Annotated in this window: 24 protein-coding genes and 2 pseudogenes; 12 read left to right on the top strand and 14 right to left on the bottom strand. The window is 60.1% G+C overall.

Features of this window, described 5'->3' with window-relative positions; translation table 11 throughout:
• Positions 1 to 13 precede the first annotated feature (13 nt).
• A complete protein-coding gene (locus GM154_RS06445; RefSeq protein ID WP_219651433.1) occupies positions 14 to 1,411 on the bottom strand; it encodes a NorM family multidrug efflux MATE transporter in 1,398 nt (465 codons plus the stop codon).
• 125 nt (positions 1,412 to 1,536) lie between these two features.
• Here GM154_RS06445 and GM154_RS06450 point away from each other — a divergent pair, with 125 nt between their 5' ends.
• The 3 genes and pseudogenes from GM154_RS06450 to GM154_RS25905 all read left to right on the top strand — a co-directional run bounded on the left by GM154_RS06450 (position 1,537) and on the right by GM154_RS25905 (position 4,621).
• Complete coding sequence (locus GM154_RS06450; RefSeq protein ID WP_219651435.1) at positions 1,537 to 2,463, top strand: LysR substrate-binding domain-containing protein; 927 nt, start codon at positions 1,537 to 1,539, stop codon at positions 2,461 to 2,463.
• 184 nt (positions 2,464 to 2,647) lie between these two features.
• A pseudogene (locus tag GM154_RS25900) lies at positions 2,648 to 3,766 on the top strand (Cache 3/Cache 2 fusion domain-containing protein); the annotation flags it as partial.
• Positions 3,767 to 3,898: 132 nt separating this feature from the next.
• On the top strand, positions 3,899 to 4,621 hold the full coding sequence (locus tag GM154_RS25905; RefSeq protein WP_374940303.1) for a methyl-accepting chemotaxis protein: 723 nt from the start codon (positions 3,899 to 3,901) through the stop codon (positions 4,619 to 4,621).
• 62 nt (positions 4,622 to 4,683) lie between these two features.
• Here GM154_RS25905 and GM154_RS06460 read toward each other — a convergent pair whose 3' ends face one another.
• The 3 genes and pseudogenes from GM154_RS06460 to GM154_RS06470 all read right to left on the bottom strand — a co-directional run.
• Complete coding sequence (locus tag GM154_RS06460) at positions 4,684 to 6,672, bottom strand: choline BCCT transporter BetT (RefSeq protein ID WP_150348294.1); 1,989 nt, start codon at positions 6,670 to 6,672, stop codon at positions 4,684 to 4,686.
• Between the two features lie 110 nt (positions 6,673 to 6,782).
• Entirely contained in the window at positions 6,783 to 8,288 is a 1,506-nt protein-coding gene (locus tag GM154_RS06465; RefSeq protein ID WP_010796510.1) for a YifB family Mg chelatase-like AAA ATPase, read from the bottom strand.
• 129 nt (positions 8,289 to 8,417) lie between these two features.
• Positions 8,418 to 8,663: pseudogene (locus GM154_RS06470) on the bottom strand (accessory factor UbiK family protein); the annotation flags it as partial.
• A 395-nt stretch (positions 8,664 to 9,058) separates the two neighbouring features.
• Here GM154_RS06470 and glnK point away from each other — a divergent pair.
• The 5 genes from glnK (at position 9,059) to cysE (ending at position 12,693) form a co-directional block, all read left to right on the top strand.
• A complete protein-coding gene (gene glnK / locus GM154_RS06475; RefSeq protein ID WP_003096476.1) occupies positions 9,059 to 9,397 on the top strand; it encodes a P-II family nitrogen regulator in 339 nt (112 codons plus the stop codon).
• 42 nt (positions 9,398 to 9,439) lie between these two features.
• A complete protein-coding gene (locus GM154_RS06480) occupies positions 9,440 to 10,777 on the top strand; it encodes an ammonium transporter (RefSeq protein ID WP_219651439.1) in 1,338 nt (445 codons plus the stop codon).
• A 201-nt stretch (positions 10,778 to 10,978) separates the two neighbouring features.
• The gene (locus GM154_RS06485) at positions 10,979 to 11,404 is read left to right on the top strand and encodes a secondary thiamine-phosphate synthase enzyme YjbQ (protein ID WP_010796513.1); all 426 of its coding nucleotides are present in this window, start codon (positions 10,979 to 10,981) and stop codon (positions 11,402 to 11,404) included.
• A 68-nt stretch (positions 11,405 to 11,472) separates the two neighbouring features.
• Positions 11,473 to 11,802, top strand: coding sequence for a transcriptional regulator SutA (gene sutA, locus GM154_RS06490; protein ID WP_010796514.1), 330 nt, complete (start codon positions 11,473 to 11,475; stop codon positions 11,800 to 11,802).
• A gap of 96 nt (positions 11,803 to 11,898) precedes the next feature.
• On the top strand, positions 11,899 to 12,693 hold the full coding sequence (gene cysE, locus GM154_RS06495; protein WP_074821263.1) for a serine O-acetyltransferase: 795 nt from the start codon (positions 11,899 to 11,901) through the stop codon (positions 12,691 to 12,693).
• Between the two features lie 13 nt (positions 12,694 to 12,706).
• Here cysE and GM154_RS06500 read toward each other — a convergent pair whose 3' ends face one another.
• The 6 genes from GM154_RS06500 to GM154_RS06525 are packed head-to-tail and all read right to left on the bottom strand — an operon-like array spanning position 12,707 to position 17,204.
• Positions 12,707 to 13,402 (bottom strand): HAD family hydrolase, encoded by a 696-nt coding sequence (locus GM154_RS06500; RefSeq protein ID WP_219651441.1) that lies wholly within the window; start codon positions 13,400 to 13,402, stop codon positions 12,707 to 12,709.
• Complete coding sequence (gene xerC, locus GM154_RS06505) at positions 13,399 to 14,292, bottom strand: tyrosine recombinase XerC (RefSeq protein WP_219651443.1); 894 nt, start codon at positions 14,290 to 14,292, stop codon at positions 13,399 to 13,401. Before xerC ends, GM154_RS06500 begins: the two co-directional genes overlap by 4 nt.
• A gap of 1 nt (position 14,293) precedes the next feature.
• Positions 14,294 to 14,983, bottom strand: a complete 690-nt coding sequence (locus GM154_RS06510) for a DUF484 family protein (RefSeq protein WP_074821270.1) — start codon at positions 14,981 to 14,983, stop codon at positions 14,294 to 14,296.
• A complete protein-coding gene (gene dapF, locus GM154_RS06515; protein WP_010796520.1) occupies positions 14,980 to 15,810 on the bottom strand; it encodes a diaminopimelate epimerase in 831 nt (276 codons plus the stop codon). Before dapF ends, GM154_RS06510 begins: the two co-directional genes overlap by 4 nt.
• Positions 15,811 to 15,816: 6 nt before the next feature.
• Positions 15,817 to 17,064, bottom strand: coding sequence for a diaminopimelate decarboxylase (lysA, locus tag GM154_RS06520; protein WP_219651444.1), 1,248 nt, complete (start codon positions 17,062 to 17,064; stop codon positions 15,817 to 15,819).
• Positions 17,065 to 17,078: 14 nt separating this feature from the next.
• Complete coding sequence (locus GM154_RS06525) at positions 17,079 to 17,204, bottom strand: lipoprotein (protein WP_010796522.1); 126 nt, start codon at positions 17,202 to 17,204, stop codon at positions 17,079 to 17,081.
• A 175-nt stretch (positions 17,205 to 17,379) separates the two neighbouring features.
• On the opposite strand from GM154_RS06525, the gene cyaY reads away from it, so the two are divergent.
• From cyaY to rnk, 3 genes are all read left to right on the top strand, one after another.
• Positions 17,380 to 17,715, top strand: coding sequence for an iron donor protein CyaY (cyaY, locus tag GM154_RS06530; protein WP_219651446.1), 336 nt, complete (start codon positions 17,380 to 17,382; stop codon positions 17,713 to 17,715).
• A complete protein-coding gene (locus GM154_RS06535) occupies positions 17,690 to 17,917 on the top strand; it encodes a DUF1289 domain-containing protein (RefSeq protein WP_219651448.1) in 228 nt (75 codons plus the stop codon). Before cyaY ends, GM154_RS06535 begins: the two co-directional genes overlap by 26 nt.
• Before the next feature lie 186 nt (positions 17,918 to 18,103).
• Positions 18,104 to 18,499, top strand: coding sequence for a nucleoside diphosphate kinase regulator (rnk, locus tag GM154_RS06540; protein WP_074821715.1), 396 nt, complete (start codon positions 18,104 to 18,106; stop codon positions 18,497 to 18,499).
• Here the strand turns inward: rnk and GM154_RS06545 are convergent, their stop codons facing one another.
• Together GM154_RS06545 and GM154_RS06550 are read right to left on the bottom strand one after the other, a co-directional pair.
• A complete protein-coding gene (locus GM154_RS06545) occupies positions 18,500 to 21,355 on the bottom strand; it encodes a class I adenylate cyclase (protein ID WP_219651450.1) in 2,856 nt (951 codons plus the stop codon).
• Positions 21,356 to 21,480: 125 nt separating this feature from the next.
• Positions 21,481 to 21,765 (bottom strand): hypothetical protein, encoded by a 285-nt coding sequence (locus tag GM154_RS06550; RefSeq protein ID WP_219651452.1) that lies wholly within the window; start codon positions 21,763 to 21,765, stop codon positions 21,481 to 21,483.
• A 62-nt stretch (positions 21,766 to 21,827) separates the two neighbouring features.
• Here GM154_RS06550 and GM154_RS06555 point away from each other — a divergent pair, with 62 nt between their 5' ends.
• Positions 21,828 to 22,814 (top strand): magnesium transporter CorA family protein, encoded by a 987-nt coding sequence (locus tag GM154_RS06555; protein ID WP_010796528.1) that lies wholly within the window; start codon positions 21,828 to 21,830, stop codon positions 22,812 to 22,814.
• A gap of 3 nt (positions 22,815 to 22,817) precedes the next feature.
• Here the strand turns inward: GM154_RS06555 and GM154_RS06560 are convergent, their stop codons facing one another.
• Positions 22,818 to 23,255: a FlxA-like family protein gene (locus GM154_RS06560; RefSeq protein ID WP_219651454.1), complete on the bottom strand. Its 438-nt coding sequence runs from the start codon at positions 23,253 to 23,255 to the stop codon at positions 22,818 to 22,820.
• A 168-nt stretch (positions 23,256 to 23,423) separates the two neighbouring features.
• Entirely contained in the window at positions 23,424 to 23,948 is a 525-nt protein-coding gene (locus GM154_RS06565) for a hypothetical protein (RefSeq protein ID WP_125888128.1), read from the bottom strand.
• Positions 23,949 to 24,021: the final 73 nt, after the last annotated feature.

Here is a 24,021-nt window from a genome sequence, read left to right on the forward strand (position 1 = left end):
CGAAAAAGCGCGCTTAACTCTGGGTAGCCCATTGTTTTTCCGCAGGCGATTCGACGTTCTCATGACAGAGCAGACCCCGCATATGCCGCTCGAAGGCCCAGGTGAGCGCAACCGCTGCACAGGCCAGACCCAGAGCCATTCCCCACCAGACGCCACGGGCATCAAAACCTAATACCAGCCCTAAGAGCCAGGCTGAGACAATTCCCACACAGCAGTAGCAAACCAGGCCGATCAACATGGCCTGGCGAGCCTGCCGGATACCCCGCAACGCGCCCGAGGCGATGCCCTGGATACCATCGAAGAACTCAAACCAGGCGGCGATCGCCAGCAGGCTTACGGCCAATGCCATAACGGTGCGGCCGGCAGGGTCGTCCCGATCAATGAACAGACCCACCAGGGTCTCCGGCATGAGCCAGAATGCAATGGCGACGGCCAGCATGCAGGTGGCGCCAACGGTAATGCCGATACGGCCAGCCAGACGTGATTCCGCAAACCGGCCCGCACCAAAGTGCAGCCCGACCCGCAGGCTGGAGGCATAGGCCAACCCCACCGGAATCATGAAGGCAACGTACACCAGCTGATTGGCGATCTGGTGCGCGGCGAGCTGAGTGCTTCCCAGCGCGCCCATGCACAGGGCAGCGGCGGCAAACAGGGCGGTCTCGACGGCATAGGTGCCGCCGATGGGCAGGCCCAGGCGCAGGGTTTCGCTGATAGCGCCCCGGTTGAGGCTGAGCAGTTTCCGAGCGATCGGGTAGGCTGCATAGGCACTGCGTGCCCGGATGGTCAGCGCCATGGCCAGCGCCATGGCCGTCATGACCAGCGCTGTGATCAGGCCGATACCCTTCAAACCAAGAAACGGCAGACCCATCCAGCCTTCGATAAAGGCCAGGTTGAGCACCAGGTTGGCCAGTGCGCCGCCAATGGCAATCGACATCACCGGCCCGGGGCGGCCGATACCGCTGGTAAAGCCGCGCAGGGACATGAACACCAGATAGCCGGGCAGGGCAAAGCTTACGGCGTGGATAAAGCCCATGGCTTCGGCTGTTGTCGCCGGAGCCTGCCCCAGGGCCAGCAGCGCAGGCTCCAGACTCCAGAGGATAAGCCCGGCGATCAATGCAAGGCCCAAGGCGATCCAGACGCCCGCGCAGGCGACCTCTGTTACGCCCTCGGTATCGTCTTGACCGTGCCGGATTGCCACCAGATTACCGACCGCGGCGATGATCCCCACGCAAACTACCGTCACGAAGGAATAAGTGGCGGCCCCTAGTCCTCCACTGGCCAGCGCCTCGGGGCCGATGCGGCCCATCATGACCGTGTCGGTAAAGACCATGGCCACGTAGGCCAGCTGGGCGGTAATCAGTGGAACGGCCAGACGAGCCAGCGCGGGCAATTCGGTACGTAGCAGGGTCATGAATGAGTCAAACTCACAAAGGCAGAAAAGACGTCTGCCAGACAGGCAGAAAGGCAGGGTGATTGTGGGTACACTTGGGCTGGCCCACAAACCGAAAATAAACCTGCCTGCCATGAGTTTTAATCATGTCTGAGTCGACTCGTCTTCCTCCGCTTTATGCCTTGCGCGCCTTTGAGTCGGCGGCCCGGCATTCGTCTTTCACGCGTGCCGCGCAGGAGCTTTCACTGACCCAGAGCGCCGTGAGCCGACATATCCGCACCCTGGAGGCCCATTTTGGGTGTCGACTGTTCGAGCGCTCGGGGCGGCAGCTGACGCTTACGGAACCGGCCAAACTGTTGCTGCCGGGCATCAGCGAAGGTTTCGAGGCATTGGGCCGGGCGTGCTCCGTGTTGTCGGTGGACGAAGGTGCGCTCCGGCTCAAGGCGCCCTCCACGTTGTCCCTGCGCTGGTTGCTGGCGCGGCTGTCCCGCTTTCGGCAGGCGAATGAGGGGATCGAAGTGCAGCTGACCAGTGCCTGGATGGACAGTGATCATGTCGACTTCATCCACGAACCCTTCGATTGTGCGGTGCTGCTGAGCCACGGTCGTTTCCCGGAAGAGTGGGAAAGTACCTTGTTGTTTCAGGAATGGCTGATTCCAGTTTGCTCGCCTGAAGCCGCAGCGGAGGGTCCCTGGGATGTACAGCGGTTGCGGGAGACCGAGCTGCTGCATCCCACACCCGATCGTCGCGATTGGCGTCGCTGGCTTCAAGCTATGGCGCTGTCGGACGACATACCGATCAGAGGCGGACAGGTATTCGATACGTTAGAGCTTGGAATGGCGGCCGCTGCCCGCGGGTATGGGGTATCCATTGGAGATTTGGTAATGGTCTCGGAGGATCTTCAGCTTGGACGGACGGCGCTCCCCTGGCCTACAGCGGTGGCGAGTGGTGAGGCGTATTACCTGGTATGGCCCAAGGCTCGACGCAACCCAAAGCGTTTCTCTCTGCTGAGAGATTTTCTTCTGGCTGAGGTCAACGCCATGACCTTACCTGATGTGACCTACCACTCATAATAAACATTCCGACGTCCATCGTGCTGATGGGTCAAGTTGTCTTACATCCCGCCGATAATCAAACGACCGACTTAGAAGATTCGCCCCGAAGAGGGCCTTGCGTGTACAGCATCTCAGGTCGTCAAAGCCAACCTAACGTGAATGCCAGTCGGGGAATGCTGGTGTTCTTCAGGAGAATAATCCCATGTCGGGACGTCGTTTCGGTATCGCCGGGCAGCTTGCGCTTGCTCTGACGGTCATATTGGTTGTGGTTATCACAGGAAGTGGATTGTTTGCGTTGCGCTCCCTGAGTGTGTCGACAGAAGAGGCTCACCGCCAGCATCTGGCCAGCGAGGCACGGTTACTTGCTGATCAGCTCAAGACTTTCCATGGCACATTGAAAATCAGTACCCAACGCTTGGCCGGGTTGTTTGAGCGTCGCTTTGCGGCCGGGCTGACACGCGATACGAACGAGCGTGTCACCGTGGGAAGTGCTTCCACCCCTGCGCTTAGCCTGCAAGGCAGTCGCCTGAACGGCGATTTCACACTGGTCGACGAGTTCACCTCGCTTACCGGCGGCGCCGCTACGGTATTCGTCCGTGATGGTGACGAATTTGTCCGTATCACCACGTCGGTCAAGAAAGAAGACGGCTCCCGTGCCATCGGTACGCAACTGGACCATAAGCACCCGGCGTATGCGGGCTTGCTTCAAGGTCAGCCTTACGCTGGACGTGCGGTACTGTTTGGCCGCAACTACATGAACCAGTACACGCCGGTGCGTGATGCCTCGGGTCAGGTCATGGCTGTTTTGTATGTCGGCTTCGATTACACCGATACTCAGAAAGAGCAGTTCGATAACCTGTCCGCGTTCCGTATCGGCAAGACCGGCTCGCTGGCCTTGCTGGATGAGCAGAACAAGTGGCTGGTAACGCCGGCCGGTACCGACAAGCCTGACGCTGCGCTGGCCTCTATCAACCTGAACGCCAAGCCGGGCACGACGGTCGAGTGGGAAGATGGCAAGGCGGCGTTCCAGAGCGTTGTCGCGCAGGTGCCGGGTGATGCCTGGAAAGTGGTCGCCACCCTGCCAAAAGCGGAAGTGGGCGAGCTGATCTGGAAAGTGGGTACGCAGCTGGCGCTGGGTAGCCTGTTGGCTTTGATCCTGGCAATTGGTGCCTCGGTCGTAATGCTGCGTCACAAGCTCAAGCCGCTGGATAACCTCGTCAAGCAGGCCCAGGCTCTAGGCGAAGGTCAGCTGAGCGTCCGTCTGAAGGTTGAAAGCCACGATGAAATCGGCAAGCTTTCCCACAGCTTCAACCAGATGGCTGAAGCCCTGTCGAACACGGTAGATCGTGTACGTCATTCTTCTCATGACGTAACCAGCCGTTCAGATCAGCTGAGCACCCTGTCCGGTGCTACCCAGCGCCGTTCGGCCGAGCAGTCTTCCCAGATCGACAGCATGGCGAGCGCCGTAGAAGAGTTCAGCGCCACTGCACAGAACATTGCCGACAGCATGCGTAAAACCGAGCAGCTGACTAACGAAAACGCCGCTGAGACTCGTAACGGTACGGCCTCCATGCGTGCTGCCTCGAAAGCGCTGGAGCAGATCGCCCAATCGCTGGGCACGACGGCTACCGTGGTCAATAACCTGGGCGAGCGTTCCCAGCAGATTGGCGGGATCATCAGCGTGATCAGTGGCATCGCCGAGCAGACCAACCTGCTGGCGCTTAACGCCGCCATCGAGGCTGCGCGAGCGGGTGAGCAGGGCCGTGGCTTTGCCGTGGTGGCTGACGAGGTTCGCAGCCTGGCCGGCCGTACCAGTCAGGCAACGCGTGAAATCTCCGAGATGATCGGTTCGGTGCAGGAAGAAACCAACCGCGCCATGACCTCTATCGACGAGGGCAACCGTTTGATGCAGCAAGGTCTGTCGCTTAACGGTGACGTTGCCCAGGCGCTTCAGCGTATTGAAGCGCAGATCGATCAGGCTGTGGAGCAGTTCACCAGCATTGCCCAGGCCACCCAGGAGCAGAGCAGCACGGCGACTGCCCTGAGCCGCAACATCCAGACCATTGCCGTCGATAACGCCTCCCAGCGTGAAGCGGCGGAAGAGCTGGCCAGCACGGCCTATGAGCTCAAGCGTCTGGCGGAAGAGCTGAGCCATGAGGTAAATCGCTTCAGCTGATCGATGCGGTAGTAGGCACAAAAAAGCCGGTGCAGAGGCACCGGCTTTTTTGTGGGTAACGATCAGCGAACGATATGCAGGAAATGCATGTGACGCTCGTATTGATCCAGGATGTCGCCAATCACGTCGTCCCGGCTCCAGCCCATCACGTCATAATCCTGACCGCCTTCCTTCAGGTGCACATCGGCACGGAAGTATTTGCGATCCTCGCGCTCGTTCTGGTCGCTCTGTGTGTCCCCCATGACAAAGCTCGGCATGGCATACGCGCGCGGGCGAACCTCATACACGAACTCAGGGTTCTCTTCAGGACCGACCTCAATACGTACCCGGCCATCGTCGCCATCCTTTACGCTGACAAGATAGCTCTGCTTACGCAGCTCTTCAGCAACAGATTCACACGCAGGCTTAACCACTTCCCCGATGAAGCGCACCACGTGGGTACGACGCGGGAACATGGCCAGATTACGCAGGCGACGCTGCCAGCCACCGGCTGAACGAGGCGCAGGGCGGGAGATGTTCAGCGCCTGGTAGCGGATACCCCGTTTGGTGGCATCGAGCTTGAGCGCCTTGAGTAGGCCCCACATCGAACAGAGCAGTGCGATGGTAAAGGGTAGCGCCGTGGCAATCGTGGCTGTTTGCAGGGCCTTGAGACCATCGGCCAGGAGCAGCGCAATCGCCACGACGCCCATGGAGGCCGCCCAGAAGACTCGTTGCCAGACAGGCGTCTTGTCCATGCCGCCGGAGGCGAGCATGTCGACCACCATCGCGCCGGAGTCCGCCGATGTTACGAAGAACACCACAACCATGATGATGGCTACCATGGAAATAGCCGACGCAAAGGGGAAATGCTCGAGGAAGGCAAACAGCGCCAGGGAGCTGTCTTTGTTCACGGCATCGCCTAGCGACGTAATGCCCTGCCAGGAGATCATGTGGATGGCGGTATCACCAAATACGGTCATCCAGAACAGCGTAAAGCCGGCTGGTACCAGCAGCACCCCGGAGACAAACTCGCGGATCGTGCGGCCGCGGGAGATGCGGGCAATGAACAGACCCACGAAAGGCGACCATGCCAGCCACCAGCCCCAGTAGAACAGCGTCCAGCCGCCGATCCAGTCGTTGGGCTTATAGGCATAGAGGTTAAAGGTACGGCTGACAATCTCGGTCAGGTAGCCACCGGTGTTCTGCACAAAGGTTTGCAGAATGAATACGGTGGGCCCCAGGACCAGCACCATCAGGAGCAGCAGCACGGCCAGTCCCAGGTTCAGCTCCGACAGGCGACGAACCCCCTTGTCCAGGCCGGTAACCACCGACAGGGTCGCCAGGGCCGTAGTCGCAATGATCAGGCCGATCTGCACCGGCACCGACACTTCCAGACCGAACAGGTAGTTGAGACCGGTATTGATCTGCGCGACGCCAAAGCCCAGGGATGTTGCCACCCCCAGGACGGTACCCAGGATGGCGAAAATATCCACCGCATGGCCGATTGGCCCGTAGATACGTTCACCAATCAGAGGATACAACGCTGAGCGCAGCGTTAGCGGCAGCCCGTGACGGAAGCTGAAGTACGCGAGGATCAGCGCCACGATGGCGTAGATAGCCCAGGCATGCAGGCCCCAGTGGAAGAAGGTGATGATCAACGCCTCACGGGCGGCGTCCACTGTGCCAGACTGGCCAGTGGGCGGCGACAGGAAGTGCATGACCGGCTCGGCCACGCCAAAGAACATCAGGCCGATCCCCATGCCCGCCGAAAACAGCATGGCAAACCAGGTCGTGCTGCTGTAGTCCGGCTCGCTGTGGTCCGGGCCGAGCTTGATATCGCCATAACGGCTGACGCCCAGAAAGACTACGGTCAAGAGGATCAGCGCCACCGCCAGAATGTAGAACCAGCTGACGTTCGTAATAATCCAGGACTGAATGAGACCAAAGACGCTTTGCGCGCTCTCGTGAAAGGCACTGGCATAGATGACCAGGATAAGGATAAGCAAGGTCGAGCCCCAGAAAACCGGGGGATTGAGGGTACGGGTAGGTGGTGATTGGCTTTCGGTGGCCATCAGGCACTTTCTCCTTTTCTGTCGGCGCCAAGGTGGCTGCAAAGGAGTGCCTAGCCGACCCGCTCCGAGGGTCGGCATTGAAACACGAGGTGGTTGTCGCTCAGGTCACCTCAGGCACTCGCGGGTCTGTACTGCAATGCTTCAGCCAGATGAGACCGCAAAATCTGCGGCTCTGCTGCAAGATCGGCTAACGTACGTGCCACCTTGATCACTCGGTGCAGGGCGCGCAGGGACAGCCCCAGCCGTTCACCTGCGCTCTCGATCCACCGCTGGTCGTCTGCCGTCAATGCACAGTGTTGGTGCAAGGCACGCAAATCCAGAAAGGCATTCGCCACCCCTTGGCGAGCCAGTTGCCGCTCACGGGCGGCGGCGACCTGTTCGGCAGCCTGTTGCGTTGTAAGGCGGCCGGAATCGTTCTTGGTGTCAGGGCCGCCCAGACGCACACTTTCCCGGGCGACGGTGATATGCATGTCGATCCGGTCCAGCAGTGGGCCGGAAAGTTTACCACGATAACGTTGTACCTGATCGGGCGAGCAACGGCAGCGGCCGGCCGGATCACCCAGATAGCCGCATGGGCAGGGGTTCATGGCGGCGACCAGTTGGAAGCGGGCCGGAAAGCGGACACGGTCCCGGGCGCGGGAAATCACGATCTCGCCACTTTCCAGCGGCTCGCGCAGGACTTCCAGCACCTTACGGTCAAATTCGGGCAGCTCGTCCAGAAACAGCACGCCTTGATGCGCCAGAGTGATCTCGCCCGGGCGAGGGCGACTGCCGCCACCCACCAGGGCGGGGCCCGAGGCCGAGTGATGCGGCTGCCGGAATGGCCGCTGCGGCCAGTGAGCCATGGGCGTGTGGCTGGCAACCGAATGAATTGCAGCCACTTCCAGGGCTTCGAATTCATTCAGGGGCGGCAGCAGACCGGGCAGCCGGCTGGCTAGCAGAGTTTTTCCAGTCCCAGGAGGGCCTGCCAGCAAGAGGTTGTGCGAGCCTGCCGCTGCAACCACCAGAGCGCGTTTGGCAGCCACTTGGCCCTGCACGTCAACAAGGTCGGGATAGGGTTGCTCCTGCCGTCTCAACCCCTGGGCTTCGTACGGCGTAAGGGGCGTCTGCCCGGTAAAGTGCGCTGCGATCTCCAGCAGATGGCCCACCGCGATGACTTTAAGCCCGCCAGCCAGGCTGGCTTCCTCGGCGTTTTCATGGGGCACGATCAGTGTGCGTCCGGCTTCCCGTGCGGCAAGCGCTGCGGGTAATACACCCTGGACGGGGCGCAGTGCACCGGAGAGCGCCAGCTCACCCAGGCATTCGATATCGGCCAGGGCATCCGCGGGTAGCTGCGCACTGGCCGCCAGAATGCCAAGGGCAATGGCCAGATCGAAGCGGCCACCATCCTTGGGCAGGTCGGCAGGGGCAAGGTTTAGGGTGATGCGGCGTGCCGGAAAGTCGAAGCCTGAATTGAGGATGGCGCTACGCACGCGATCCTTACTCTCCTTGACGGCGGTTTCCGGCAGGCCGACCAGGGTCAATGCGGGCAGACCGTTGGCCAGATGCGCTTCTACAGTGACGCAGGGGGCTTCCACGCCCACCTGGGCGCGGCTACAAACGATGGCGAGGGACATGATCACTCCTTGATCAGTGTCCCGCCGGCCGGGTTATTCGGCGGTCGGCGGGGTGGGTTCCGTTTTGTTGTTCTGGAAAGCCATTTTGGCTGATGTCGGTGCGTCTTGTGCAGGCTGGGCGGCAGCAACAGGCTCTTTGCCTTGGCCTTCCAATTCGGCCAGGCGAGCTTCCAAGGCCTCAAGACGAGCGCGGGTGCGTTCAAGGACCAGCATCTGGGTGTCGAATTCTTCACGGCTAACCAGATCGAGCTTGCTAAATCCGCTCTGCATCAGTGCCTTGAACTGGTTTTCGATATCGGCACGGGGCGAGCCTTCTCCGAACAGGCGGCTGGCTTGTTGGGTCAGGGAGTCGAGTAGCGCTTTGGGTGGGAACATACGCTTCATCCATTAAAAAGTGTTTGGACCAGTGTATCACGCTCCTTTCCAACGCCAGGATGCCGGGCATCTGCACATTTTTTGGGCACCCCTTCCGGGCACTGTGCGCCAGGATGGTGCGATCTGCTGTGAAATGGACGCTATCTCATTCAACCGAAGCGCATAGAGGCGTTGCGCCATGCGGCTTTGCACGAAATGGCAAGGTTTCTGCTTTAGCCGTTATGACAGAGGCACCACGCACCAGGGATGCGGAAGCGAAGCGGTGATTGCTTCGTAGGCGGGCGAGGGTGGCGGCGAACCGTTTTAGAGCGGGGCGACGTTACAAAGCCACAGACTGCGCTTAGACTTGAGACGGGGTTCGTTCCTGGGGCAAGTCCACTTTTCGGGAGAAGTTCATGAAACTAGTCACCGCCATCATCAAGCCGTTCAAGCTCGACGACGTCCGCGAGTCGTTGTCCGAGATCGGCGTTCAAGGCATCACCGTCACCGAGGTCAAGGGTTTCGGTCGCCAGAAGGGGCACACGGAGCTATACCGTGGCGCCGAGTACGTTGTCGATTTCCTGCCCAAGGTGAAGATCGACGTCGCCATTGCCGATGACCAGCTCGACCGTGTCATCGAGGCCATTACCAAGGCAGCCAACACCGGCAAGATCGGTGACGGCAAGATTTTCGTTGTAAATCTGGAACAAGCCATCCGTATCCGGACCGGCGAAACCGATACCGACGCTATTTAAAAAACACCGTACTCCATACCCCCAAAGCCCCAGGAGAACATCATGACTCTGCGCAAGTACGCAGGGCTAGGAGCCCTTTTGTCCCTCGCTATGCCGAGCCTTGCCATGGCTCAGGAAGCAGCGGCGGAGCCGACGTTGAATAGCGGCGATACGGCATGGATGCTGGTGTCTACAGCACTCGTGCTTTTCATGACCATTCCGGGCCTGGCGCTGTTTTATGGCGGCATGGTTCGTGCCAAGAACATCCTGTCGGTAATGATGCAGTGTTTCGCCATTACCGGCCTGATCAGTATTCTCTGGATGATCTACGGTTACAGCCTTGCCTTCGATACCACAGGCATGGAAAAAGGCGTAACCAATTTCAATTCCTTTATCGGCGGTTTCGGCAAGGCCTTCCTGAGCTCCATTACCCATGATGGGCTGACAGGTGCGGCTGCGCTGTTCCCCGAAAGCATTTTCGTCACCTTTCAGATGACCTTTGCGATCATCACCCCGGCGCTGATCGTGGGTGCGTTCGCCGAGCGTATGAAGTTCTCCGCCATGCTGGTCTTTACCGGTGTGTGGTTCACCCTGGTCTATGCACCGATCGCCCATATGGTGTGGAGCGGTGACGGTGGCCTGATGTGGGATTGGGGCGTGCTGGATTTTGCTGGCGGCACCGTGGTTCACATCAACGCCGGTATTGCTGGTCTCGTGGCTGCCCTGGTGCTGGGCAAGCGCAAGGGCTATCCGACCACCCCGATGGCACCGCACAACCTGGGGTATACCTTGGTCGGCGCCGCCATGCTGTGGGTGGGCTGGTTCGGTTTCAACGCAGGCTCCGCCGTTGCGGCAAACGGCACTGCCGGCATGGCGATGCTGGTTACCCAGATCGCAACCGCCTCGGCAGCTCTGGCCTGGATGTTTGCTGAATGGATCACCCACGGTAAGCCCAGCGCCCTGGGGATCGCCTCGGGTGTGGTTGCCGGTCTGGTGGCCATTACTCCGGCTGCCGGTACAGTCGGCCCGATGGGTGCGCTGATCATCGGTGCGGTCGCGGGTGTGATCTGTTTCTTCTGCGCCACCAGCCTCAAGCGCAAGATTGGGTATGACGATTCCCTGGACGCCTTTGGTGTGCATGGTGTCGGCGGTATCGTGGGCGCGCTGCTGACCGGTATCTTCGCAGCACCAGCTCTAGGCGGCTTCGGCACCGTGACCGATATTGGCGGCCAGGTGTGGATTCAGCTCAAGGGCGTGCTGTTCACACTGGTGTATACCGGCATCCTAACCTTCGTCATCCTGAAGGTGATCGACATGGTCATGGGCCTGCGTGTCAGCGATGAGGAAGAGACCGTGGGTCTGGACCTGACGCTGCACAACGAGCGTGGTTACAATATGTAATAGCGAGCCGGCTACCGTTTATCGGTCAAAAAAGGGCGCCTTCGGGCGCTCTTTTCGTATGCGCGAAAGAAAGTCATTTTTCGTGCGTTATTGCCCGGAACACCGGCTCGCAGCCCCGGTCTGAACGTCAGCTTTAAAGAGCCTCTTTGTTTTTTCGAAAGCCGCGCTAGAATGCGCGCCCAGCAAGCCTAGGAGTCCGCCATGTGGCATCAGCGACAGATCACGCTGCGCGCCCGAAGCCGTGGATTCCATCTCATCACGGATGAGGTGGAATCGGCTTTGCCCGAACTGAAAAGCTGTCAGATCGGGCTGCTGAACCTGTGGCTGCAGCACACGTCGGCTTCATTGACGATCAATGAAAATGCCGACAGTGCGGTGCGTCGCGATTTCGAGCGGTTCTTCAACCAGCTCGTGCCGCAGAACGTGCCAGGGTACGAACACGATTACGAAGGGCCGGACGATCTACCGGCGCACTTCAAGAGCAGCCTTCTGGGCTGCAGCCTGACCATACCCGTGCAGGCCGGAAGGCTGGCGCTAGGGACGTGGCAGGGGATTTACCTGGGTGAGCACCGTGACCATGGCGGCGCTCGTCGGATAATGGCTACCTTGCAGGGTATGCCAGCATGAATTTTTCTTGAGCAGCCACGTCAAACTCGCGGCTGGTCAGTAACTAACCTGGTTTTCGAGGGTTTTTTATGAGTGATGAAGAGCTGGAACAGGACGATATCGAGTCCACTGATGATGACGATACCGAGGACTTTGCTGCGGCTGCAGACGAGCCCGATGTAGAAGTCGACGACAGTGCCGAGGCGGAAGAACCTGCTGCAGGCAAAGGGAAGAAGAAAAAAGAAGCCGAGCCCGAGGAGTTGCCCTCCATCGAGGCCAAGCAGAAGGAGCGTGATGCGCTCGCCAAGGCCATGGAAGAGTTTCTGGCCCGTGGCGGTAAAGTGCAGGAGATCGACGCGAATGTTGTTGCTGACCCGCCTAAAAAGCCTGACAGCAAGTACGGCAGCCGCCCGATATGATTTTAAAACCCGCCTGTATGGCGGGTTTTTTATGGGTGGCGGATTCTGGCGTGGACATTATCCTGTGCAGTCCATCTGCAGGAAGACTTCATACCGATGACCTCAACCCCAACCCTTCAGGCGCGCTGGCAGAGCCTGCGTGATCTTGCCTCCAGTGCCATTGTCCAGGAGCGCGCCCTGGAGCCCTGGCTGACCGAATCCATTCTGGAGCAGAAAGAGCTGGGGAGTGCCCTGGCATTTCGCCTGAGCCGAACGCTTACCGTCGATGCGGTGCAGCGGCACACGCTGCACGCGCGTTTCGTGAGCGTGCAGCAGGAGCATCCTGCGCTGATCGAGAGCGCCTGGGCTGACCTTGAGGCTACTGTCACACGCGATCCTGCCTTCGATACCCCGTTGGAGGTTTTCCTGTTTTCCAAGGGCTTCCTAGCGATCCAGGCCTACCGCCTCGGACATCGGCTCTGGCTCGACGGGAACCGCATGCTGCCGCTTTATATCCAGGCTCGCTGTAACGAGATGCTGGCTGTAGACATCCATCCGGCCAGCCGTATCGGGCAGGGCATCATGCTTGATCATGGTACCGGGATCGTGATTGGCGAGACGGCGGTGGTCGAGGATGACGTGTCCATTCTGCAGGCGGTCACCCTTGGCGGGACGGGCAAGGAGTGTGGTGACCGGCATCCCAAGGTGCGACGTGGCGTGATGATCGGCGCCGGCGCGAAGATTCTGGGCAACATCGAAATTGGCGAAGGAGCCAAGGTCGGGGCGGGCAGCATCGTGCTCAAGCCGGTCGCACCGCATACCACCGTGGTCGGCAACCCGGCCCGACCGGTTGGCACGCCACGCCACGAACAACCGGCACTGGTGATGGATCAGTCGTTCGATCAGGACTGATCCACCGTGTCGGTTAGTTCCAGCGCTCCAGTACCGCGGGGAGCTCGTTGAGGCTGCGGATCTCGGCATCCGGCGCATTTTCACCGGACCAGGGCTTGCCTGTAGGGTTGAACCAGATGGCCCGTAGCCCGGCCTGCTGAGCGCCCTGGATGTCATCGACAGGGTTATCGCCTACGTGCACCGCCGCATCGGCGGTCACGCCTGCCCGGCGTAGCGCTTCGTTGAAGGGATGCGGGTCGGGCTTGCCGATACCCAGCTCTTCTGCGCACAGGGCAAAACGGAAATAGTCAGCCAGGCCGATCTCGTGAACATCGGCATTGCCATTGGTCAGTACGCCCAGGTCATAGCGCAGCGATAGCTGTTCCAGCGTCTCGTGCACGTCCTCGTACAGGGTGACCTGCTGACGAGCAGCCAGGTAGATGGCGAAACCGGCTTCGGCCAGCTGCCCGGCCTCAGGTTCTTCGTAACCGGCATCCTGCAAGGCTCCATGAATGACGCGGCGGCGCAGTTCGCTGACGCGGTGCCGGAGGCCGGGGTCGCGCTCCAGGAGCTGATCCCTGATCTGCCACAGGTGCTCAACCGGAACCGGTCCCAGCCGTGATGCCTCGGCTTCCATCCAGGTACGAAGCGCATCTTCGGCGCTGTGGATGACCGGGGCTATATCCCAGAGGGTGTCATCGAGATCGAAGGTAATCAGGCGGATAGTCATGTGGATTCTGTTTTTCGCTTGGCACGTGGATGGGCATCATCATAGACCTGTGCCAGGTGCTGGAAATCCAGATGGGTATATATCTGGGTTGTGGCGATGTCCGCGTGGCCCAGCAGCTCCTGTACGGCGCGCAGATCACGGGAAGTTTCCAGCATATGGCTGGCAAAGCTATGGCGCAGCATGTGTGGGTGCAGGTGCTGGCCCAGTTCGCGTACGCCCGCTTCACGGACGCGCAGCTGAATCGCTCTTGGCGTGAGGCGTCGGCCGCTCTGACCGATGAACACGGCATCATCCTGGGCGGCCAGGGCGCGTGGCGGCAGCCAGCGTTCCATAGCCTCCCGCGCCTTGCTGCCCACCGGGACGATACGCCGCTTGTTGCCCTTGCCGCGAACACTGATCAGGCCATCTTTAAGGTCCAGATCGACAATATCCAGCCCGACCAGCTCGGACAGGCGTAGACCAGAGGAGTAGAAGAGCTCAAGCATCGCCTGGTCGCGCAGGGCAATGAAGTCATCCTCCACAGCGCCATCCAGGAGCTGTGTGGTGCGGTCCACGTCGAGGTTCTTGGGTAGCTGTTTCTGGCCTTTGGGTGCACTGACACCATTGGCGGGATCATGCTGGCAGATCCCCTCGCGAATGAGGTACTGATAAAAGCCCCGGATAGCTGAGAGCAGACGGGAAAGACTGCGGCTGGACTGTCCCTTGCGGTGCAGCTGAACGATCAGGGCGCGCAGCCGACGCGCATCGAGGCTGCTCCAGTCGGTGAGCTGTTCCTCGCGGCAGAAGGCCAGGAGTTTCAGCAGGTCACGGCGGTAACCATCGAGAGTATGGACCGACACCTGACGCTCGCTGCGTAGGTGTTGGCAGTAAGCGTCGAGGCGTTCTTCCATGTCAGCGTACCGAGCGAAGGGGAGTGGGAAAGCGCAGCAGGGCGCGAGACAGCACTTCGGCAACATGGGTTAGAAACACCGTGCCTAGTGAACTCTTGTAATGCTGTGGATCAGGACTGCCAATGGCAAGTACGCCATGCATGCCTTGGTGAATCAAGGGTGCAACCGCGGCCGATCCAACCTCGTCCTGCGCGGCTTCGCCAAACAGGAATTTCAGTTCATGTGAGCGCAACGCCCCGCTGACCGCCTTGCCGCCCGACAGCAGTCCACCAATACACTGGTGCGCCTCGGCGCTGGTCACGCTGCGGCCTACCGGCAAGGGCGATTCATGGAACAGAATCAGCCCTACATAAGGCACCTTGAACTCATGGCGCAAGCTGTCTTCGACTGTGCTGATCACATCTTCCAATGTATTGGCATCCATGAGATCAAGCACGAGACGGCGGGTTTTATCGAACAACCGGTCATTATCACGAGCCACATCCATCAGATGCGCCAGCCGATGACGCATCTCGACGTTGCGGTCGCGCAGCAGACCCAGCTGGCGCTCCACAAGGGAGACCGCCGTGCCGCGCTGGTGCGGAATGCGCATCTCGGCCAGCAGGTCCTCGCGGTCTGCAAAGAAGTCCGGATGCTGTTCCAGCCAGGCCGCAACCTGATCGGCATCGAGCGGGGGCGTTTGGTCTGTCATAAACGTACCTGGCCTTCGTATACACGGACGGCGGGTCCTGTCATGAGCACCGGCTTGCCGGGGCCGGCCCATTCGATATCGAGCAGGCCGCCGGGCAGCTCGATCTGTACAGGCGAATTTAGCCAGCCCTGGCGAATACCCGCAACCACGGCTGCACAGGCGCCGGTCCCGCAGGCCTGGGTTTCACCGGCACCGCGCTCCCAGACGCGCAGGCGCGCCCGGTGTTCATCGATGACCTGGAGAAAACCGATATTGGCCCGGTTCGGAAAACGGGGATGATGCTCAAGTTTGGGGCCGAGTTCATGCACTGGCGCGGTATCGACATTGTCGACCCGCAGGACGCCGTGGGGGTTGCCCATGGACACCGCAGCGAGTTCGACGGTACGACCTTCGACCTGAACCGGGTAGCTGATCGCCTCGGCGTCGGCCTCGAATGGAATCTGCCTGGGCTCAAGGCGCGGCGCCCCCATGTCGACCGTCACCTGATTGTCGTTACGCAGCCGCAGCTCGATGATGCCGCCTTTGGTCTCGACCTTGATAACTTTCTTGACCGTCAGACGCTTGTCGAAGACAAAGCGGGCAAAGCAGCGAGCACCATTGCCGCACTGCTCGACCTCTGAGCCGTCGGAGTTGAAAATCCGATAGCGGAAATCGACATCCGGGTTGCTTGGCGTTTCGACGATCAGGAGCTGATCGAAGCCGACCCCCGTGTGCCGATCGCCCCACTGGCGGGCGTGCTTGGGCTGGATATGCGCGTGCTGGCTAATCAGGTCAAGGACCATGAAATCATTGCCAAGCCCGTGCATCTTGGTAAACCGCAATAGCATGAGAGGTCACTCCGGTAGCCGGCTTTCGCCTGCATAGAGTTCCTCGACCGTCTCACGGCGGCGCACCTCGAAGGCCTGCTCGCCATCTACCAGCACCTCAGCCGCACGACCGCGACTGTTGTAATTCGAACTCATGGTAAAGCCATAGGCACCTGCTGAGCGAATGGCCAGCAGATCACCTTCGGCCAGAGCCAGGTCGCGGTTCTTGGCTAGAAAGTCACCGGTCTCGCAGATAGGGCCGACCAGATCATACGCACGAGTTTGGCTGTCGCGAGGCGTAACCGGCACAACGTCCATCCAGGCGTCGTAAAGCGCTGGGCGGATCAGGTCGTTCATGGCTGCATCGATAATGGCGAAGTCCTTGTGCTCGGTGTGCTTGAGGTATTCCACACGCGTAAGCAGCACGCCGGCATTGGCCACGATGAAGCGGCCGGGCTCGAAAACCAGAGCGATATTCCGTCCGGCAATGCGCTCGCGGATCGCCTTGATGTAATCGCTCGCCAGAGGCGGCTCCTCGTTGCGGTAGCGCACGCCCAGGCCGCCTCCGAGGTCCAGGTGACGGATTGTGATGCCACGCTCGGCCAAGCGGTCAATCAGTGCCAGCAAACGATCCAGCGCATCGATGAACGGCTCGAGCGTGGTGAGCTGGGAGCCGATGTGGCAGTCCACTCCGATGATCTCAAGGTTTGGCAGCTCCGCTGCGCGAGCATATACGGCCTCGGCCTCGGCGATATCGATACCAAACTTGTTTTCCTTGAGGCCGGTGGAAATGTACGGGTGGGTGCCGGCATCCACATCAGGATTCACCCGCAGCGAGACGGGTGCCTTGCGGCCCATTTCGGCGGCGACTTCCTGCAGGCGCTCAAGCTCCACCCGGGACTCCACATTGAAGCAGTGCACGCCGACTTCCAGCGCGCGGCGCATGTCGTCACGGGTCTTGCCGACCCCGGAGAACACCACCTTGGTGGCTTCGCCGCCAGCGGCCAGTACACGCTCCAGCTCGCCACGGGACACGATGTCGAACCCTGCACCCATCCGTGCCAGGACGTTAAGAACGCCCAGGTTGGAGTTGGCCTTGACGGCAAAGCAGACGAGATGGGGCAGCCCGGCCAGCGCATCGGTATAGGCGCGGTACTGGCCCTCGATGTGTGCCCGGGAATACACGTAAGTGGGCGTGCCGAAGCGCTCTGCAATAGCGCTCAGCGGCACACCTTCCGCATGCAGGCTACCTGCGCGGGATGTAAATGACTCCATGGAAGGCTCCCTGGTCAGAACGTGTCGTGGCGATGCTCGTGAGCCGCTTTTTCATCGTCCGGAAGGTACAGGTCACCTTTTTGGCCGCAGCCTGCCAGCAGGCATGCGAAAGCAATTAGAGCAAGGGAAAGGCGCTTCATGGCGAATCCTTTGAAAAGCATGATTGACCCGGAGTATACCCGGCACCTGCCCCCTTGCCTATGTAACGCCGCGCGTGCCTGACAGGCCTGGGCGGTGCAGCCGTCTTTGCGACTGGACGAGGGGCGGTCGCCGGGGTAACGTCGAGGTCTTTTCAATACCGATTCAAGGAATCCCATGAGCAGTCTGAGCGAAGCCCGCTTCCACGATCTTGTCGATACTACCCAGCAGGCGGTCGAAGACATCCTCGACGACAGCGATCTGGACCTGGATCTGGAGAACAGCGCCGGTGTCCTCACGATTCGCCTGGAAAACGGCAGTCAGGTCATTCTGAGTCGTCAGCCTCCGCTACGGCAGCTCTGGGTGGCGGCCCGCTCGGGCGGCTATCACTTCGATTATGACGAGGCGGGCAACCGGTGGATCTGCGACAGCACCCAGGAGCCGCTGGGCGAACTGCTGACCCGTGTCATTCGCGAGCAGACGGGCGATGAGCTCGATTTCAGCCAGCTCTGATCCTGCGTCATCAGGCGAGGACGCCGAATCGGTGCCCTCGCCCTGCGTTCGGCGCTGTTGCCTGGACGATCACGATATCTGTCTGGGCTGCGGTCGCACGCTGGATGAGATTCTGGCCTGGGGCGAAGCGTCAGCCGAAGCGCGTCGGGCCATCATTCTGACCGCACAGGCGCGCAGGGACCATCGATCCAACACTGGCTGACCGGTGGTTCCGTCTACCCTGATCCCTGTGTTACGGTCAGGCCATCCGCAGCCGAAGGGCTGCACTCCCAACGCCGCCCGTGCGGCATCCGTTTCGGCATGAGACATGCTGTTCAGTACCTCGAAGCGCCGCCTGCAGCCGTTGCTGCAAGCGCGTTTCCGACATCCAGCCGCCAAAGGAGGCATCATGCGCCAGATCGCTCAGCCCATCATTACGCAGACTGACTACCAGCAGCTCGACCGCCTGCTCGATAGCCTTGAGGAATTTGGCCCGGCTGCCGAGGCGCTCGAAGAGGAGCTGGAGCGCGCCAAGGTGGTACCGCCTGATGAGGCGGAAGGTGTTGTGACCATGCATTCCCAAGTGCATTGCCGTGAAGAAGGCAGTGGCAAGGAATACCATCTGCGTCTGGTGTATCCCAACGAAGCCCGGGAAGAAGGCACCGTATCCGTGCTAACGCCCGTGGGCAGTGCACTGCTAGGGCAGACGGTAGGTCAGCGCGTTGAGTGCACGGCACCCGGCGGGAAAACGCTGCACCTGTCGCTACTGGAGCTGGAGCCGACGGCCAAGGCAGTCGGCTACTGATCAGACTGCCATGAATGCCTGGTTGAGCGCCTCTTCCAGCTCTGCCTTGAGCCTCAGGTAGGCCAGGGTGTGCGGGCGAGGCTCGCCAGGCACGTGCAGAAGATCCAGATCCGTCAGGTAGCAGCGATAACGTTCTCCGGTACGGCGGCGCGCCAGGATATGGCGTGCCACCTCCTGGTACAGCCGTGGGCCGTAGTCGAGCTCGGAAAACTCACGGTGATCGCAATATAGGGTTACCAGACGGCGCCCGGCCTTGGTGGCGGTCACAATGGCCTGAACCGCATAGTACGGCACCGTTTCCAGGGGCAGATCAATCTGTCGCCGCTCCAGATGCCGCGCCCGTTGAGGTGCTGGGGGCAGGACTTGGAAATAGTGCATCTCAGCCAGCGGCACCCGACTGGCTTCTAGGGGCATCTGGGCACTCTGCCGGCGGTGAATGGAATGCAGGAAACGCTGCAGGGGGGCCAGCAGCGTCTGCTCATCATGGAAAGGCAAGCGCTGTGACCAGAGGGCGTTGTGCTCATCCAGTACGTAGACACGTGCCGTTTCACCTTCCTGTCGATAAAATACCTGAATGCTGCCGGTACGGCCCAGCGGCAGGATAAGGCCGAGTTCGTCACCCTCTAATGCATGGGGGTCCAGACTCAGGGGCGTCCATTCCTGCTTTGGAGCGGACAGGTGCAGCAACAGCGAGTCCCGGTCGGCCAGGGGGGTATGGCTCAGCTTGCCCTCGCGCAGCTCGAGCATGTGGAAACGCTGCTGGATCTGGAGCAGATAGCGCGTTTTGTGCTCACGCAGCATGGCCGTGCGGACTTCGTCGAACACTGCTTCCACGCGTTCTACGATCAGCGGTGCCCGGTTCCGGCAAAAGCTGCGTATCGACAGGCGAGGCAATGACTCCTGATCGCCAGAGGGCAGGCTGTTGAAGTAGGCGCATAAGCAGTCGAGCAGGGCATTGGCCCCTTCGAAGCGGTTGACGTACAGTTCGTTCCAGCTGTTGAGAGTGATCTGGTCCAACGTCATCACCAGGTTTTCACGCATCCCGGCGTAGCCCAGGGCGTCGATACGATCGCTGGTGAGGTAGACGTTGCGCTGACTGTGCTGGTAGAGCGGATCGATCCCTACGTTGATCAGCAGCAACACCTCGCGGGGCGCGGCCGGACGAAGCAGGACGGCTTCCGGTACGGTGTCCGGTCGGTCGTTGAAGCTCTGCTGGAAACTCTGGATCAGGTTGTTGAGTTCGAACGGGGTAAGGTCGCTCTCGCCGGCATGCAAGGTCAGGCGGGTGGCATTGTCGATAATGCCGTTGTAGCGACACCAGGCCAGCAGCTCGGCCAGTTCCCAGGTGCGCTTGAGTGGGGAGTGCGAATGGCACTCTTCCGCCGTCAGGTTGCCACGGTGCAATGACCACGGGCGGCGGCGCTCGCCAAAGGGGCGCTCTTCCTGCACCAGGGTAACGAACTCTTCGGCCAGTTCTGGCGCAATGCCCGGGTTGATAAAGTCGATTTTGCCCGCCTTGCGCTCGAACGCCGCATACAGGCGGCGCCCCAGAATACTCAGGTCGCGCGGGGCGAGGTGGCTTTCAACCTGCTGTTGCTGGGCGAACTGCGCCAGGAAGCGGTAGCTGTGAGTCAGGGCATTGACCAGAATCCTACGCTCGGCGCTGACGTCATCTACCTTCCAGCCCTGGCGCTCGTCCAGCTTGCGCAGCATATGCTCATCCCAGCCCCAGGACTGGGTCAGCTTTTCCATCAGCAGACGTTGCCAGCTCTTGCGGCCTTGCCGGGGCGGACGGCTCAGGGGCTTGCCAACCTTGAGGTACAGGCAACGACGGACCAGCTCGAGCCGATCCAGGTCGCCGCGCAGGAGCAGATATTCTTCCAGGCGCTGGTACACCAGCCTATAGGGATCGACCTGATCGAGATCCGTGACGCCCGAATGGACCAGCTGTTTGAGGCGTCGGCTGAGCGTGACCGTGTGCGGGTGCTCGCAGGCGTACAGTTCGGTCACCATGAGTTTCAGGACTGATTTGTAGGGCGAGCTGATCCCTTTGAATAGTTGCCACAGCCCGGCGCCAATGTATTCGCCTGGAGGGATGTGGTCGATATGGCCGAAATCCAGTACCTCGCGCGCCTTGATGAAGCGATGGTGCAATAGTCGCTGGGTAAAGCCTTCGTAGTCGCTCTCCTCCTGAGCGACCGGCACCTGCCACCATAACGGCGTACGGCCGCCTAGCCAGATGGCGGTGCGATAGAACTCGTCGAGTAGCAGAAAGTGCTGCGCCGTACCGCAATCGTCCGACGTCAGGAGCCCCGGGCGCTGGCCCTGGCTGAACTGGTCGGCGTCAATCAGAAAGATGTGCAGCTCGGCATTGAGCGAGGCCGCCCAGGTTTCAAGCAGGGCGCACTTGCGCTTCAACTCGGCGAGCGCCTGTGCACTCATGCCGGGGGCATGGCAGAGCCAGATATCCAGGTCGCTGCTGTCGGCCTGGGTCAGGGTGCCCAGGCTGCCCATGAGGTAAAGGCCATGCAGCGGCTCGTCCCGATGTGTACGTGCGGGCTTATAGGCAAACGAGCGGGTAAGGCGACGGGCTTCTGCCAGCTGTTCGTCCGTCGGCTCAAAGCCGGTCAGGCCGGCCGGCGTACTGGCCGAGACATAGCCCGGCAGCATGGGATGGTTGACGTGCAGCAACAGGGGCAGCAGGGTCAATACCGGCTGCTGTCGGCTGGGCAGGCCTTCCAGAGCGCGAACGAGGCGACCAGTGTTGATGGTCAGAAAGCGCGCGCGTACCTGCTTGAGGGCTTTGCGATCAATGCCCTCGTCGTCATCCAGTTGAAGGTCAGGGAAACGGGTCATGACGGGTCCATAGCTAAGCCGCAAGCGTACCAGTCGTACCCATAAAGTACGACTGGTTCACAGTGCGTTCATCTCGCTGGACGCTACCGCCTGTCCAAAACCACCGGTGGGCGGTTCGCTCTGCGCTACTCCACGTCCGCACCGGTTTCCGGTAAATCCGGCAGCGCCCGCAGCAATTGTTCGTAGCGGGTCGTGTCGAAGGGGCGGTCTTCGGTCATCATGGTTTCGATCTCGTTGGCCAGCACAATCGCCATCAGGTGGACGATTTCCTCACGTTCGTGCCCTACCAGGGTCAGTTTATTGAAGACGGCCTGTGTAAAAGGCGGTTCGCCGGCCGCCAACTGGTTCTCGATCGCCGAGATCAGATGGGATTCGACAAAGGATTCTTCGTTGTCATCATGGTCAGACATGGTATTGGTTCACTCAGGATAGTTGATGCCAGTCACTGGCAGATAATGGAGTTCAAGCAGCAATGATTACCTGCTACACCCTCGTTAACGGTATGTTAACCCCTAAGACCATTACGCCCGACGAGCCTTTCCCTCAGGATGCCTTGTGGATCGATCTTTTATCGCCTACCGATGAGGAAGAGCAGTTCCTGGAAAAGAGCCTGGCGGTAAACATTCCGACCCGGGAAGAGATGGCCGAAATCGAAGAGTCGTCCCGTCTGTACGAGAGTGAGCGGGCCCTGCACATGACGACAACGGTCGTCAGCGGATTCAGCGAACACCAGCCGACGGCTTCGGTGCTCAACTTTGTTTTGACGCCCGAGTGGCTGGTAACGGTGCGTTACGCTGAGCTATCAGCCTTTCGTGCCTTTCGCACCAAGCTCAGCCAGCACCCCGGACTGCACAAGCGCAGCGATACCATTTTCATCTCGCTGCTCGACAGCCTGGTCGACCGGATTGCCGATATTCTCGAATCGGTTCAGGCCCATCATAACCGGCTGGCCAATGCCATTTTCCGGGAGCCCAAGCCTGATGACGAAGGGCCCAAGGCGCCCAAGTCGGATCTGCAATCCATTCTGAAGCAGTTGGGGCGCAGCAGCCTGTTGCTGGCCCGGTTGAGCGATAGCCTTCTGGGCATCAATCGATTGCTCAGCTACCTGCGCCGAGCCGCCAGCGAGTGGATCTGTCGTGAAGCCAAAGCCTGGATGAAAACCGTCGAGCGTGACTCCCGCTCGCTGGGGGACTACCAGAACCGCATGAACAACGAAATCAGCTTTCTACTTGATGCCACCCTGGGCCTGATCAATATCGAGCAGAACGGCATCATCAAGGTGTTCTCGATTGCTGCCGTTCTGTTCCTGCCGCCCACGCTGGTCGGTACGGTGTACGGGATGAACTTTGAAAACATGCCCGAACTGAGCTGGCACTTCGGTTATCCTCTTGCCCTGGTGGCCATGGTGGTATCGGCCATCATTCCATATGCCTGGTTCAAATTCCGCGACTGGCTGTAAGGGTCAGGCCGTTGTGCTGACAACGGAGCCCGTGCTACCGCTGGTGGCCTGCAGCAGCGCCGCATAGGCCTGTTGCAGCGAGGCACTGAGGCTGCTGATCTGGGTTTGTACCGCCTGTATCCGTACTTGTTTTTCTTCTTCGGAAGCGTTGCTGGCTTGGACTTGTTGCAGCTCTTTCTGGGCCTGCTGCAACTGCTTTTCCAGATCCTTGATGGTCTTTTTCAGCTTTTCGAGAGTGGTCTCGGACTCGCCGCCGCTTTGAACCTCACCACTACCAGCAGGCCCATGCTTGAGTGTCAGGCCTTGATCGGTTTTCCCGCTCTTTTCCACAGACGTCGTAGAGGTGTCATTGTCTGCAGAAGTGGCAGATGAAGGCGAAGTGGATGGCGGTTGGAAGGCAACGTTCAGCGAGGTGGCGAGTCGGTCGGTTATTGTGGACATGGCATCCTGTCTCTTCGAAAGGGTGCCATGCCATCGGCTGGTTATCGCGGAAGTTGATTCAATAGTGATGAGTGGTTGCTAACCGTTACTCGCCGGTCGTAACGGCGTTGTTGGCAACGTTTGTAGAGGCTGACCGATGATCAGCAGCTCACATCCGTAGCCTTTTACTTAGCCGTACAGCAGATGCAGCGAGACCGCCAGCACACCCAGAAACGCCCATACCACACTAAAGATAAGCGGGGAGCGCAGCGAAAACAGCAGCGATTTTCGGTAACGGCTGCCATTGAGAGGCTCGTTTCCTGCGCCGTAAAGCGGCGTCACGCGGGTTACACAGGGTTCGTTCAGGGTGTCCAGCAGCTCGCATTGTTTGCGGTGCCAATGCTCGATTACATCAAAGGCAGCCTTGATGCCAGGCCAGGCGTGGATCGATGTCACCAACCCCAACAATGCCAGCAGAGTGGGCACATATAGGGTGAACTGAGTGCCCCATTGGCTGTTGGTATTGCTCATTGAAGACGCGAACGCAATCATCAGAAAGGACTGCGACGACAGATAGGCGTTGGTCCGGTTGGACAACATCGACGACTCGAACTGGATCTCCGCGCGGTAGAAATCAAGCTGCTCCCGGAGGCTGCCAAAGAGTGTTTCCGCCTTGTCCGTACGGGGATGCGCGGCTCCCGTAGGGCTCATCATGTGGATCGCTCCTGCTCAAAAAAGCTCTCTTGTAGGGCTTTTAAGACCGTGTAGAGTTCCGTTTCAAAGGCAA

Origin of the sequence: Pseudomonas sp. MAG002Y, assembly GCF_019400845.1 — a bacterium.
GTDB classification, from domain to species: Bacteria; Pseudomonadota; Gammaproteobacteria; order Pseudomonadales; family Pseudomonadaceae; genus Chryseomonas; species Chryseomonas luteola.

Excerpts from the sequence above, each read along its gene's own strand:
- GM154_RS06560 (WP_219651454.1), bottom strand. The coding sequence starts at position 23,255 with ATGTCCACAATAACCGACCGACTCGCCACCTCGCTGAACGTTGCCTTC.
- GM154_RS06485 (WP_010796513.1), top strand. The coding sequence starts at position 10,979 with ATGTGGCATCAGCGACAGATCACGCTGCGCGCCCGAAGCCGTGGATTC.
- GM154_RS06480 (WP_219651439.1), top strand. The coding sequence starts at position 9,440 with ATGACTCTGCGCAAGTACGCAGGGCTAGGAGCCCTTTTGTCCCTCGCT.
- GM154_RS06500 (WP_219651441.1), bottom strand. The coding sequence starts at position 13,402 with ATGACTATCCGCCTGATTACCTTCGATCTCGATGACACCCTCTGGGAT.
- GM154_RS25905 (WP_374940303.1), top strand. The coding sequence starts at position 3,899 with ATGGCGAGCGCCGTAGAAGAGTTCAGCGCCACTGCACAGAACATTGCC.
- dapF (WP_010796520.1), bottom strand. The coding sequence starts at position 15,810 with ATGCTATTGCGGTTTACCAAGATGCACGGGCTTGGCAATGATTTCATG.
- GM154_RS06550 (WP_219651452.1), bottom strand. The coding sequence starts at position 21,765 with ATGTCTGACCATGATGACAACGAAGAATCCTTTGTCGAATCCCATCTG.
- GM154_RS06565 (WP_125888128.1), bottom strand. The coding sequence starts at position 23,948 with ATGATGAGCCCTACGGGAGCCGCGCATCCCCGTACGGACAAGGCGGAA.
- glnK (WP_003096476.1), top strand. The coding sequence starts at position 9,059 with ATGAAACTAGTCACCGCCATCATCAAGCCGTTCAAGCTCGACGACGTC.
- GM154_RS06545 (WP_219651450.1), bottom strand. The coding sequence starts at position 21,355 with ATGACCCGTTTCCCTGACCTTCAACTGGATGACGACGAGGGCATTGAT.
- GM154_RS06465 (WP_010796510.1), bottom strand. The coding sequence starts at position 8,288 with ATGTCCCTCGCCATCGTTTGTAGCCGCGCCCAGGTGGGCGTGGAAGCC.
- GM154_RS06450 (WP_219651435.1), top strand. The coding sequence starts at position 1,537 with ATGTCTGAGTCGACTCGTCTTCCTCCGCTTTATGCCTTGCGCGCCTTT.
- GM154_RS06460 (WP_150348294.1), bottom strand. The coding sequence starts at position 6,672 with ATGGCCACCGAAAGCCAATCACCACCTACCCGTACCCTCAATCCCCCG.
- cysE (WP_074821263.1), top strand. The coding sequence starts at position 11,899 with ATGACCTCAACCCCAACCCTTCAGGCGCGCTGGCAGAGCCTGCGTGAT.
- xerC (WP_219651443.1), bottom strand. The coding sequence starts at position 14,292 with ATGGAAGAACGCCTCGACGCTTACTGCCAACACCTACGCAGCGAGCGT.
- cyaY (WP_219651446.1), top strand. The coding sequence starts at position 17,380 with ATGAGCAGTCTGAGCGAAGCCCGCTTCCACGATCTTGTCGATACTACC.
- GM154_RS06525 (WP_010796522.1), bottom strand. The coding sequence starts at position 17,204 with ATGAAGCGCCTTTCCCTTGCTCTAATTGCTTTCGCATGCCTGCTGGCA.
- GM154_RS06445 (WP_219651433.1), bottom strand. The coding sequence starts at position 1,411 with ATGACCCTGCTACGTACCGAATTGCCCGCGCTGGCTCGTCTGGCCGTT.
- GM154_RS06535 (WP_219651448.1), top strand. The coding sequence starts at position 17,690 with ATGAGCTCGATTTCAGCCAGCTCTGATCCTGCGTCATCAGGCGAGGAC.
- sutA (WP_010796514.1), top strand. The coding sequence starts at position 11,473 with ATGAGTGATGAAGAGCTGGAACAGGACGATATCGAGTCCACTGATGAT.
- lysA (WP_219651444.1), bottom strand. The coding sequence starts at position 17,064 with ATGGAGTCATTTACATCCCGCGCAGGTAGCCTGCATGCGGAAGGTGTG.
- rnk (WP_074821715.1), top strand. The coding sequence starts at position 18,104 with ATGCGCCAGATCGCTCAGCCCATCATTACGCAGACTGACTACCAGCAG.
- GM154_RS06510 (WP_074821270.1), bottom strand. The coding sequence starts at position 14,983 with ATGACAGACCAAACGCCCCCGCTCGATGCCGATCAGGTTGCGGCCTGG.
- GM154_RS06555 (WP_010796528.1), top strand. The coding sequence starts at position 21,828 with ATGATTACCTGCTACACCCTCGTTAACGGTATGTTAACCCCTAAGACC.